The organism is Domibacillus robiginosus (assembly GCF_000966195.1).
Classification (GTDB): domain Bacteria; phylum Bacillota; class Bacilli; order Bacillales; family Domibacillaceae; genus Domibacillus; species Domibacillus robiginosus.
In genome coordinates, this window is record NZ_LAHL01000054.1 from 15,503 (window position 1) to 27,249 (window position 11,747).

Annotated in this window: 12 protein-coding genes and 1 pseudogene; 9 read left to right on the forward strand and 4 right to left on the reverse strand. The window is 38.5% G+C overall.

What is annotated here, in order from left to right; all coding sequences use genetic code 11:
- Window positions 1-117: 117 nt before the first annotated feature.
- A complete protein-coding gene (locus VP97_RS19905) occupies window positions 118-1,293 on the reverse strand; it encodes an FAD-dependent oxidoreductase (RefSeq protein ID WP_050183909.1) in 1,176 nt (391 codons plus the stop codon).
- A gap of 530 nt (window positions 1,294-1,823) precedes the next feature.
- On the opposite strand from VP97_RS19905, the gene rpsN reads away from it, so the two are divergent.
- From rpsN to tnpA, 3 genes are all read left to right on the forward strand, one after another.
- Window positions 1,824-2,093 carry a 30S ribosomal protein S14 gene (gene rpsN, locus VP97_RS19910; RefSeq protein WP_050183910.1) on the forward strand — a complete coding sequence of 90 codons (270 nt, stop codon included), beginning with the start codon at window positions 1,824-1,826 and terminating at the stop codon, window positions 2,091-2,093.
- 102 nt (window positions 2,094-2,195) lie between these two features.
- Window positions 2,196-2,552: a hypothetical protein gene (locus VP97_RS19915; protein ID WP_216594937.1), complete on the forward strand. Its 357-nt coding sequence runs from the start codon at window positions 2,196-2,198 to the stop codon at window positions 2,550-2,552.
- 364 nt (window positions 2,553-2,916) lie between these two features.
- Entirely contained in the window at window positions 2,917-3,201 is a 285-nt protein-coding gene (gene tnpA, locus VP97_RS24060) for an IS66 family insertion sequence element accessory protein TnpA (protein ID WP_156153570.1), read from the forward strand.
- Window positions 3,202-3,344: 143 nt separating this feature from the next.
- Here the strand turns inward: tnpA and VP97_RS19920 are convergent, their stop codons facing one another.
- From VP97_RS19920 to VP97_RS24065, 3 genes are all read right to left on the reverse strand, one after another.
- Window positions 3,345-4,274, reverse strand: a complete 930-nt coding sequence (locus tag VP97_RS19920; protein WP_050183911.1) for a hypothetical protein — start codon at window positions 4,272-4,274, stop codon at window positions 3,345-3,347.
- 815 nt (window positions 4,275-5,089) lie between these two features.
- Window positions 5,090-6,097: a rod shape-determining protein gene (locus VP97_RS19925; protein ID WP_050183912.1), complete on the reverse strand. Its 1,008-nt coding sequence runs from the start codon at window positions 6,095-6,097 to the stop codon at window positions 5,090-5,092.
- Between the two features lie 897 nt (window positions 6,098-6,994).
- A complete protein-coding gene (locus VP97_RS24065) occupies window positions 6,995-7,480 on the reverse strand; it encodes a YdhK family protein (RefSeq protein ID WP_050183918.1) in 486 nt (161 codons plus the stop codon).
- A gap of 631 nt (window positions 7,481-8,111) precedes the next feature.
- Here VP97_RS24065 and VP97_RS24985 point away from each other — a divergent pair.
- The 6 genes and pseudogenes from VP97_RS24985 to VP97_RS19960 form a co-directional block, all read left to right on the forward strand.
- Complete coding sequence (locus VP97_RS24985; protein ID WP_050183913.1) at window positions 8,112-8,312, forward strand: AAA family ATPase; 201 nt, start codon at window positions 8,112-8,114, stop codon at window positions 8,310-8,312.
- A gap of 279 nt (window positions 8,313-8,591) precedes the next feature.
- Window positions 8,592-9,254, forward strand: coding sequence for a YdhK family protein (locus VP97_RS19940; protein WP_050183914.1), 663 nt, complete (start codon window positions 8,592-8,594; stop codon window positions 9,252-9,254).
- A 251-nt stretch (window positions 9,255-9,505) separates the two neighbouring features.
- Window positions 9,506-9,751: a DUF2933 domain-containing protein gene (locus VP97_RS19945; RefSeq protein WP_050183915.1), complete on the forward strand. Its 246-nt coding sequence runs from the start codon at window positions 9,506-9,508 to the stop codon at window positions 9,749-9,751.
- Between the two features lie 125 nt (window positions 9,752-9,876).
- A complete protein-coding gene (locus VP97_RS19950; RefSeq protein WP_050183916.1) occupies window positions 9,877-10,143 on the forward strand; it encodes an SHOCT domain-containing protein in 267 nt (88 codons plus the stop codon).
- Between the two features lie 176 nt (window positions 10,144-10,319).
- Window positions 10,320-10,826: a GNAT family N-acetyltransferase gene (locus tag VP97_RS19955; RefSeq protein ID WP_050183917.1), complete on the forward strand. Its 507-nt coding sequence runs from the start codon at window positions 10,320-10,322 to the stop codon at window positions 10,824-10,826.
- A 516-nt stretch (window positions 10,827-11,342) separates the two neighbouring features.
- Window positions 11,343-11,747, forward strand: a pseudogene (locus tag VP97_RS19960) (RNA-guided endonuclease TnpB family protein); the annotation flags it as partial.

Sequence of the window (11,747 nt, forward strand, 5' to 3'; positions counted from 1 at the left end):
AATCATAATTATTACGATTTACAATTGATAAATTATTATTTCTACATTAAACATTCATACATTTAGCACAAAAATAAACAAATTTACTACAGTTCATAAAAGCAGAGAAATCCTTTATTATAAGCTGCTGACGATCCGTTCCGCTGCCTGGCGGGCTCCAGAAATATTGCGGGCAATAGGCCCCATTTCAAGCTCTGCTAAAGCACCAATTACATATAAACCTGGGCCCCACTGGAGTGATTTTGAAACGACGGGATAGCCGCATTCTGCACATGGAAGTTCATATTTTTTTATCATTGGCATCAGCCACTGCTTCCCTGGCAATGATGGCTGGAAGCCTGTCGCTAGCAAAACCGTACCTGTTTGATGAATCAGCTGGTCCTGCTCATCATACAGGTGAACTTCCTTGTTTTTTACTAAAGTATGCTGAACCTGCCCATCTTTTATCAGCAGCTCATCATTACGAATACTGCGCCGCAGTTTCATGTATACATCACGGGGCAGGGACCCTTTGTGGCGGGCTTGCTTAATTTTCTCCCGCCGTTTCTGATAGCAGCTCAATTTACTGAAAGAAAGTTGATTTTTGGGACCCAGCCAAGCAGGATCGCTGTCAAAGTCGTGTAAGCGAAACGGATGACGCTTGAGCAGTGCTTCTTCACCCGGGTACATAGAAGATAATTTTGCAGCTAAATGAGCAGACGTAATTCCACCGCCAATAATCGTAAAAGGCCTCGGCAGCTCTTCAAATTTAGGAAGATCTGATTCAAAAATATGGTACACAGAAGCATTTGCCTCTGTCTTTAACTGCTTCGACCAATCAGGCCAGACTGGCTGTTCGCTAATGCCAATGGCCAGTATCAGGTTTTCTCCTACGAGCTCTCGCCCATCCTGCAGTTCGACCTTCCATTTATTTTCTGTTCGTTCAGCAGAGTAAACGCGTCCCTGCACCCATCCTTTTTTCAGCTCCAAATCGGCAACCAGCTCGTCACAATGTTCATTAAACATAGAAAGCGCCGGACGTTTGAACCTCCCGTAAAAAGCATCTGTTTCATTCACTGCTTTCTTTTTCCCAAACTCTTGTAAACTAAGTGGATGTACATCAAGATGATGTACAACCGGAGAACGTAAATAAGGCATAGAAATACGATCGGTGCATCGTTTCCAGTTTTTTAATGGTTCTTCGTGAGGGTCAATAATCGCTATCTCGTCAATAGAGGCCTTTCGTTGTTTTCTTAAAAATGTAGCCATGGTAATCCCCTGAATGCCTCCCCCCACCACTATCCATTTATACATAGGTTTACCCTCCTTTATAACGAAATCATTACGATTTAAAAATTGAAAGAAAGAGCATTTTTTTATCATGATCCTGTCAAATTATTATCCACTAACAAAGCAGCAGCTCAGTAAAACTCCATTTAGGATCTCAAAAGATTTATTTATTACAATCCTATGGTAATGTAGTTCTTACTTCTTTGACCGTTCACTTTTTGATAAAAGCTTTAATTTATTCATACTCTTGCTCTTTTTATAATCACTTTATAATAATAAAACGTAATCATTCCTATTTTCAAGCTTTTTATTCACTTTGCATTTGTATATTATCTAACTTGCATTCTTTTTAAGATAACTCCATGTATAAACTTTATTTAAGGAGCGTTAGCAAAAATTCAGCTCTATGAAATATGAACGCAAAAAACACTGTATTTAAATAGGCCGCTTTAAAAATGTGTCTTTTACTCATTACTATTTGTCAAAAGAAAAAAAGTATGGTTTAATGTTTAACAAAACGTAATGATTACGATTAATGAAAAGGAGCGTTACAATTGGCTAAGAAATCCAAAGTAGTAAAAGAAAAAAAACGACAAGAGCTTGTGGCTAGATATGCTGAATTAAGAAAGGAACTAAAAGAAAAAGGGGATTACGAAGCCCTGCAAAAACTTCCAAGGGATTCTTCCCCCATTCGTTTAAAAAATCGCTGTGAAGTAACCGGAAGACCGCGGGGTTATTTACGCAAATTCAAAATGTCCCGAATTGCTTTCAGGGAGTATGCGCATAAAGGACAAATTCCAGGTGTCAAAAAATCAAGCTGGTAAACACTAGCCGGGCCTGTACAAAACGATAATGCACTTAAAGTAATGATCAGATGCTGTTACTTTAAGCTAGTCTCTTCAAAGGCTTATTCGGAGGAATGAAACATGAACGAACACTTATTAGAAATATTGATGAAAGATATTGTAGCTTCTTTGCCCATAGAACGGCGGCAGCTTTATCAATTTATCGTTCGTTTAGAAGATGAACTGGCCCAGCAAGCGAAAACATCGGACCATTTTCTTTCATTGCTTGTAGAGTATGCTCCTCACGAGCAGGCCTCTAAACATTTTAACCGTTCATACGGAGAAACCATCAAGCTAATGAAAGAAATTGAACAAGAAATTGATGAAAAGCTTCAGCTCAAAATGAAGAAAGCGAAATGGATTGACTGTACCGAAATTCTATCAAAAAAAAGAAAAGAGTTAAGCAACAAGACTGCCCTTTACCTTTTTGTGATTTAGCATGGTCTGCAATGATTTGCTTACTTTAGGGGGTACCACCAGCAAAACGCGAATTTACAACGTTAAGGAAATACCAATATTAAAAAGTCCAATTTCTTAGCATTAAATTGATAAATTGGACTTCTTTTCATACTGTAGATAATGCCTCGATTGTAGAAGATTGATAAATTTGAACAAAAAATTGATTATTGTTCTTCCATATTTTTCACTGCAGCGACTGCTTTGGCATAATCCGGATGGTTTGTCGCTTCAGTGTAAGCGTCAAACCGATCACACCTGTTCGTAGGCAAATTAATCCCTCATAATGAATCCATCATGTCAACGAGAGGATGGATTCCAAATTAGAAATGAATCTGCAAGCCATATGGAGCGAGCGTATCGCGCCTACCGGGCCAGCGATCAAACGCTGAAAGTTTGGTGTGCGGAACAGAACCTAACCATTCACCAATTAACACACTGGCTGTATAAAGCACAAAGACAACAACGCGCCGTTTCAACGACAACTTTCCGTCCCGTTGCTGTCACCAATCCACTAAAAACCACCGAATGCCTTCACGTACAGGTCAGCGTTGCCCGGATCAAGATTCAGCCCGGCTTTGAACCAAGACTGCTTCGCGACGTGGTCGTGGCCCTGACGCCGTTATGTTAAGTCTCACCTGCGGCGCAACCGACATGCGTAAATCGATCTATGGACTGGAGGCGATAGGGAGTTCAGTAAAAATATCGTTGAATTATATTAACCCAACGATGAATATCTTTCTAAATCATTATTTTTCTAAGGAAGTACTCCTATCACATGATGCCAGCATTACCTTCCTTTGCTTTTTGCTTCATCTCAAACTTTTTATATGCCAGCACCGAACCAAAGAAAAATACAGTTGCAACCAACGAAGCGATCGGCAACATAGGTATAACATGGGCAGGAAAGACAAATGGGAGTAATGGATATGCGTATACAGCTGGAATACGCATACCAGAAATACGTACTAGAAGTAGCATCAATATCATATCAAGGAGCAGTACCAGTACCCACGAATCAATAGCAAAATACAACAGTGTTCCTACTGTCGCGGAAATGGTCAATACAATCACTTGCTTAAGTGCCATCTTTTCGTTATACATTGACTTCTGAAGTGATTCATAGACCACGACGACAATTGGCGGAATGACTGCGAGTTGTGGGTATCCGAACAACCAGCATAGCCCGATCCAAATGAAATGAATGACTAGGAATACGAGCATATATTTGTATTGGATCTTCACTTTTTTCTCAAGTCCTTTGTTTAATTTAAATACGAGGACCCCCAGCATGATAATAAAAGAAAAAGCGAAAACAGAAATAATAAAGGACCAATGGTCTGCGTTGATCACTATTGGCAATAAGCCCGTTGCAAGAGAAGCAGCTAAGTTTGATTGAATACTACGCAAAAAGAGCATCATTAACACCAAGGTAAGGATAGCCTTCCCTAGATAATCAATAGGTAATTGATTTGTAAGGAAACCTATCGCAGCCGTGACGGTTGGGGCAAAAACGATCTTTGATGGTTGCCTTATCCATCCCGGTTCTCTATAAACCCACATGGCTATCGCCATTGCCGCTATTTCTGGAAAAATAACTTCAGGATCTTTCAACATCACTGAAGTTGCCACCATTGTAAAAATCAGTGTAAAAGCAAGAATATATGATACAATCGATACATTTTTTGAAACAGAATAATCCATGTTATCCTCCTCGTTCACGATGCTGTTCTTATTAGATAGCAACAGCAAAAGATATTTAATCATTATGTTTGCCCAATTAAATAATTGTATTACATTTACTTTTATTGGGTCGCATGATCAGGCTATAAAAATGATTATTAAAAGAGTGTTACCGCTACGGGAGCAACACTCTTTTACCTTTTCTGTGCTTACATACTATATTAAGAGAAATTCATTAGAAATAACCATCCAATCTATCAAAATTTTATTCATCCACTTTGTAGTAAGTAGAAAACTGAAATAAGATAATAAACTTACTTTTCTCACTATCGTATCAGCCACTTCAATATTAATAAAAGGCCATTAATCTATTCAATTTTAATTAGTTTTCTTGGAGTTAGTATAGTTTCATGGACACAGTTTAATTAAGTCCTTGCAATTATTTTTGAGAGGATGTGTCCAAATTATTGACTCAAATCCAGTTTCGTTGTCCATCGATATTAAACACTGGCTTCGAAAAAAAGGAGAACGGGCGGGGAAAAGCATGCAGGATATTGCAGCTGAGATCCTTGAAGAAGTGTATAATCGCGAACAAGGCCGAAGTGAGGGTAAAATTAATTACTTTTAAATATCAAATCAAAATTGGAACTGACTCAGCTAAGTCAGTTCTTTTATTTTGTATTTGTCAGTGCAATTACGTGTTTCCTATTTCTTAGTAAAAAAGTGAAAAAACTGCTTCAAAAACTATGTGAAAGGAGCCATACAGTTTACCGTCCCATCTAATTTTTCAGCACCTATTACTTTTTGCTGGTATACATGTGACCTGGGACTAGTTATTAGCCGTTGGATTTAAACAACTGAATTTGATCTAAAGCTTTTCCTATTCCCAACGCGACACAATCAAGCGGATCCTGAGCAATAAAAACCGGAATACCTGTTTTTTTATTTAATTCATTATCTAAATTTTTTAACAAGGCTCCGCCTCCCGTTAACGTTATACCTCTTTCTATAATGTCAGCTGCTAGTTCCGGCGGCGTTTCTTCTAAGGTTAGCCTAACTGTATCCACAATGGCATTCACACAGTCACTTAATACATCAGAAGTTTCAGAACTTGAGATTTCAATCGTCTTTGGGAGCCCGGTGACCATATCTCGTCCCCGCACGGCTTTTTTTATTTCATCTTTTAAATCTCCAGCAGAACCAATTTCAATCTTTATACTTTCCGCTGTGCGCTCCCCTATCATCAAATTGTACTGCTTCCGGGCATAGTTAATAATTGCTTTGTCCATCTCCTCCCCGGCTACCCGTATTGTGTTGCTGGTCACAATTCCCCCTAAAGAAATAACTGCTGCCTCCGTTGTACCGCCGCCAATATCCACCACCATGCTTCCAGTTGGTTCCCGGACTGGTAAACCTGCGCCAATGGCTGCTGCCAATGCCTCTTCTATTACATAAGCATCCCTCGCTCCCGCTTCTCTAGCTGCATCAGTAACAGCGCGCTGTTCAACCGCTGTAATGCTAGAAGGCACACAAATCATCACAAAAGGCTTGCCGCCTATCAGGCTTTTTTTATTAGATTCCGTTAGAAAATGTTTTATCATAGCTGTCGTAGAGGCATAATCGGCAATAACCCCATCCTTCAGAGGATGAACAACCGCCACACTTTTAGGAGCACGTCCGAGCACCTCTTTCGCGGCATGTCCGATGCTAAGAAATTTATTAGATTCTGTTTGAATCGCTACAACAGAGGGCTCTCGAAGCACAATACCTTTTCCCTTTACATAAACAAGTGTGTTTGATGTTCCCAAGTCAATTCCAAGATCCTTCGAACTAATTTTAAACATGTTCCCTTCTCCCTCTAAACTAAAATGAGTTCTCTTTACTGACCGTTAACTGCTGCCCTAAGGATAACCATTGCGTAACAATAATAGTAATCTACAATAACATTATCAATCATTTATCATACTCGTTTTTCGTGATAAATGTTGAATAACCTCTTTAACCAAATTGTAAGAGATTCGAAACACTTTTGTATAATTTTCTGTTTCCTTTCTTGTAATCAAAATCCAGTCTCCTACATCACTTTCGCTTCAAATATGCCTAATAGCCAAAGTATGGTTAGGGATAATTTGGCTGCTCTCAAGGTCGAGCCCTCAGGCTATTGAAAGAATTTAGCGAGCTGCACAAAAGAAAATTCGGGAAGACATCTCCCAGCGGCAATACTACAATAAAAAAGCCAAAGAAGCGGTATACCAGCACTTTTCTTCTCCTTCCATTCCGGAATATAACATACTTAGCATTGAATTCCAGGAAGAACTGCTATTGGTTTCTCTATCAGTCGATATTAGGGAATGGCTACGAGATAAATGAGAACAGATAGGGAAAGTGTGCAGGATATTGCCGCTGAAATTCTAAAGGAAGTATATCATTGGGAAAGAACTTGACTCCCCTAAAAATGCGAGAAAAAAGCAGGTGTTATGTCAAAGATATATGATGAGTAAAGATAGTAAGGATTTATTACCCTTTGAGTTATTTTTATTTTAATATTTGTTTCTGTTAAATGATTTTATCAATAGAGAAAAGGCTATTTTCTCCCAGTTGTACCAACTTTCTCTTATATATTAATGATAAAAACACCCAAGATTCTCCTGGGTGTTTCTTTTTAATTAAATATTTGAATACTTATTTTCCAATCCCAAGGTAAGCATGAAACATTGTTTTTACTATATAAATTCTATCTCTTATTCAACTGGTGATAGTTCACTTTCAACGAGCCATTTATGATTCTCTACTTTTTCACCAGTTGTAGTAATAAAGTCAACCATATAGACTGTAGTATCTACCGCGGATTCAATTACAGCGGTTGCTCCGTCCATTCCTTCCATATGATCCGCGTTAAGGGTAACTTCTGCACCAGGTTCAAGAGGCTCTTCCCCAGCGTTTTCTAATTCCTCATGAATGACCCATTTATGATCTTTCACCGGCTCTTCGCCAGTTGTGGGATAATACGTAACAGAGTAAGCAGTAGTATCATAGGCTCCTACAATGGTCGCTACCGCACCTTTCATGCCTGGCATATGATCTGCTTCAATTATGGCCTTACTGCCAATTTCATAGGCTGGGTTCTCTGCTTCTTGCAGTCCATCAGGAATTTCACCAGAACTTGACATGGTCTCAGCTAAAACAGACTGAATGGTTTCCTCTACCTCTAAAATGCTGATACGCACGTCCTTGATCAATACTTTAACCTCTTCAGCGCTTGGAGAGGCTTCTTTCAAGTTTTTAGTTTTTGCACCTAGTTGGTTTTCCGCAGCATTTAAACGACTCAGTAAAGAATCAATTTCCTCTTGATATTCCTGATAGATATGAACTTCTTTAGCCGTTAAAGGCGCTTCCTCAAGAGATGCCTCAATTTCCTCTATTTTAGATTTAACAGTTTTCACTTTTTTCTCAATATGATCTAGATTTTTCCCAACTTTCGATTCCTCTTGAGCTTGGGCAGTGTTTTGTGAACTAACTCCGTAACTATGGGCATCTGCAGAAACTCCCCCTGCTGAAAAAGCAAGTCCAATCGCCGCTAAACTTAACCCTGAAGTTTTTAAAATTTTGCCGGCCATTTTACCTTCCTCCTTTAAATTATTTCCCATAGTTTTATACCTCCTAAATGGTTGTTTAAACACCTTAATTCTTCACCATTTAATTTTAGGTTGCTCATATTAAAAGAGACAACACTGTTAAGGGACTGCTTCTTGTATTCAAGCACATAGCCTAATGTTCTATGAATTTACAGCTTGTTAAACCGGGTGACATAGTTATTGAACCGTTCATAACCTGAAGGACGTATATCTTATTACTGTCATGGAGAAAGAAGAAATCCATACTTTCAATACATTAAAAGGCATTATACGGATTATTGTGAATGAAATGGATCGACTGAAACTACAGCACTTAGAGCAGCTGCGTGACATTTATGATCAAACAGAGACGGCTACGATCCTGATTGGTATGCCCGTTATTAAAAAAGCGGCGAAAACTCTGAAAGTTAGTACATCAATGTGAAGAGATGCGTGCTTGTTAATAATTTAACATTATATTTATATTATTTTTTGAATTTTGCACATAATTTATAATGTATAAACACTAGTCCTTTCTTTATTTTGATCGCTTTTTATATAACTATTGATAATAAAGAGCATGTAAGAAACATGAAAAATGTTTCGCCGTAAGAAGGCTAAATAAAAAAGCTGGCTGTAAGGCCAGCCTCTTTGAGCTTACTCCATAATTTCTGCACATTTTCTGGTTATACTAGGGTTATTACCAAAGAAGGAGTTGTTTTACATGATAAAAAAAGGAACAAGAAAATCATTTTTGGCAGTGCTATTTGCATCCCTTTTCTTAGTATTAGCGGCCTGTGGCAATGCAAATGATGAAGAAACGGAGAACACTGAAACTACAGAGAACACAGAGAATACGGAGAATACAGAAACAACTGAGAACATGGATGAAAATATGGAAGACATGGAAGGCATGGATGAAAATATGGAAGGCATGGATCATAGCAATATGGACATGTCTTCCTCGGGAGAAGTTCCTGAAGGTTTGAAAACAGCAGAAGATCCAACTTATGCTGTAGGAAGTAAAGCAGTTATTACAGCTGATCACATGGAAGGTATGAACGGTGCTGAGGCAACGATCGCGGGTGCATATGATACGACAGTTTATACTATTTCGTACACTCCAACTACTGGTGGAGAAAGAGTGGAAGACCATAAGTGGGTTATCCATGAAGAGTTGCAGGATGCTGGTGAGGCACCTTTAGAACCCGGAACTGAAGTTAAAGTAAATGCAGAACATATGGAAGGTATGAACGGTGCAACAGTTGAAATTGATTCAGCCGAACAAACAACTGTTTATATGGTTGATTTCACTCCAACTACTGGTGGAGAAGAAGTTAAAAACCATAAATGGGTAACGGAAAGTGAATTATCACCGGCTGAATAATGTTTAAATAAAAGTCAAAATAGGGATTTTCTCAAAATTCCCTAAATGAAGAAAATCCGGCGGTTCCTTTTTAGGAGCCCGCCGGATTTTTTCTTTGTCATTGTTTTTTTCTGGCAGTCCTTATTCCCAAAAGGTATAACAAAGTATCACATCATTTTTAAAAATTATTTAGTGAATTTTTAATTTCTTCAAAGTTTCCCCACATTTATTATCTATACTTGGCTTATGACTATAACAAGGAGTGAACAAAAATGGCTTGGATACAAATCGTAGCTCTTCTTTTATGCCCATTAATGATGTTGTTTTGTATGAAAGGTATGTTTAGGGGACACAAACACTCCCACTCAGATCAACAACAGCCTTCAGCGACAGAATTACAGGAGCTTAAACTCCTAGTGGATAATTTAACTGAAAAGAACCGTCTCCTCACAGAAGAAGTTCAATTTATCAAGGAAGAAAAAAGGATTAACAATGAACAAAAAAGTCTTGAAGCATAAGGCAGTAGTGATTATCCATTGATGTGAACAAAGCATGACAAACTTTTCTGTAATCTGCGTAACTAGATTGCTGTAACACCTCAAAAAAAGCAATAACAAGCTAAACAAATTAGGAGCTGGTTGAAATGATGGATGGAATGATGGGCGGAACGAATGGCATGATGGGTGGGATGATGGACAGCTCTATGATGTGGATGTGCATTCTAATGTTAGTAGGACTGCTTCTCTTGGCTGCCATAATTGGGACAATTATTTATACAATTGCTCGCCGTCTAATGAGTAAAAGCAGCGTAACAGATCGTCCCCTCATGTTGCTAAAAGAACGGTTTGTCAAAGGTGAAATTAGCGAAGAAGAATACACACAAAAACGAAAAGTTCTAACTAACAAATAGCACACTGAAACCATCTTTAAAAGACCTAATGTATCCATACTAATTTTTTATCTATTCTCTGTTAAAGGTCACAATTGATTGTATAGTTTCCGTTTTTTAAACTAATGGAGCCGTTACGTTCAATAATGGATCTATGGTTTTAATAATAGATACAAGTATAAAGAGGAGTTGATTAGATGGTACAAGTTCGTAAAGCTTTAAGCGATGAGATAGAAATGGTTCGAGAACAGAGGCTACAGGCATACGAAGAGTATGCGCAGAGCATTCCTGAAGGACATTGGGATGTTCTAAGAAAAGCCATCATGTCAGATGCTGATGAACAGACCGGTGTCGAACTTCTAGTTGCTGAATTAGATGGAAAGATAGCCGGCAGTGTTGTATTATTCCCGGCGAAATCAGATGCCTACAAAGGGCTTTCCGATATGATGGATTATCCTGAAATAAGAATGCTGGCAGTCACACCACAATCACGGCATAAGGGTGTTGCAGAGGCATTAATAAAAGAATGCTTTTACCAAGCAAAATCAAAGGGTTCACGGTACATTGGCTTACATACCGCAGATTTTATGAAATCCGCAATGCGGCTTTATGAACGTATGGGCTTTGTACGAATGCCAGAATTCGACTTTGAGCCTGCCGGTGACGGAATTATTGTCAAAGCATACCGACTAGCCATTGGATAAATGAAAAGAAAAAAAGCACCTTGGTAATAAGGTGCTTTTAGACAGCAGACAAAATGGTGCTTGGATTTCTAATCGAGACCATTTTGTCTTTTTTATGCGCTTAGGTCGCCCTATTCATGCTGGCTACGTCGGTTTCTATAAACGGCTGTTCAGTTCAACAATGGACACAAAAAACTGAATTCGATAACTGTCGAATGGGTTTTTAACTGCAAAAAATTTAAATCTTTAAAGCCTGAAAATTCCTAGCTATTGATAGGTTTTTAAAGCAAAACTGATCACGACTTCCCTACCTTTTGAACAAAAAATTAGCGCCTAACCCCCTTCAAAATCTCCGATTTAGTGGGGGTTAGGCGCTAAGGTCTTGATTCTTCTTATTCTATGTATTTTTTATGACATCGCATGCCGCTTCTTACTTATCATCACTCATATTGATTCTCTTTTCATTTTACAATTTATTTCCATTTTGATACGATCAATATATCTTAAGGACTAAAAAATGGAAAGGAGGGTTTGAGAATGAAAGTTGCGAAGTCGCTGCTGCACAAAATTACAAACCACACCGAAATCTTCAATAATACGCTGGATCTTTACAATGATGCCCTGTCCTTCATCATCCAGGTGATCGACAAAGAGTTTGATCATACTGACAACCTGACAACAAAATCGATTGTACCTGCGGTGGAAAAACTGATTCACGCAACCAAATCAAACCCTCTTCCAAAATACAAAGAGTTTAACGAACGTTTTTACAAATTTCCGTCTTACTTTCGCAGAAGCGCGATTGCTTCTGCTTTCGGCAAAGTAAAGAGCTTCCGCTCTAACTATCAAAACTGGCAAAAAGAGCAGAAATACGCTCTTTTCGAAGGAAAAAGATTTAAGAAACAGCCTCCCCGCCTGCAGACGGAACATAAAGAATTCCCT

Bases quoted from the DNA above. Each gene is read 5' to 3' on its own strand.
- VP97_RS19945 (WP_050183915.1), top strand. From the start codon at position 9,506: ATGGCTTGGATACAAATCGTAGCTCTTCTTTTATGCCCATTAATGATG.
- VP97_RS24985 (WP_050183913.1), top strand. From the start codon at position 8,112: ATGGAGAAAGAAGAAATCCATACTTTCAATACATTAAAAGGCATTATA.
- VP97_RS19950 (WP_050183916.1), top strand. From the start codon at position 9,877: ATGATGGATGGAATGATGGGCGGAACGAATGGCATGATGGGTGGGATG.
- tnpA (WP_156153570.1), top strand. From the start codon at position 2,917: ATGGAGCGAGCGTATCGCGCCTACCGGGCCAGCGATCAAACGCTGAAA.
- VP97_RS19925 (WP_050183912.1), bottom strand. From the start codon at position 6,097: ATGTTTAAAATTAGTTCGAAGGATCTTGGAATTGACTTGGGAACATCA.
- VP97_RS19940 (WP_050183914.1), top strand. From the start codon at position 8,592: ATGATAAAAAAAGGAACAAGAAAATCATTTTTGGCAGTGCTATTTGCA.
- VP97_RS19920 (WP_050183911.1), bottom strand. From the start codon at position 4,274: ATGGATTATTCTGTTTCAAAAAATGTATCGATTGTATCATATATTCTT.
- VP97_RS19915 (WP_216594937.1), top strand. From the start codon at position 2,196: ATGAACGAACACTTATTAGAAATATTGATGAAAGATATTGTAGCTTCT.
- VP97_RS19905 (WP_050183909.1), bottom strand. From the start codon at position 1,293: ATGTATAAATGGATAGTGGTGGGGGGAGGCATTCAGGGGATTACCATG.
- VP97_RS19955 (WP_050183917.1), top strand. From the start codon at position 10,320: ATGGTACAAGTTCGTAAAGCTTTAAGCGATGAGATAGAAATGGTTCGA.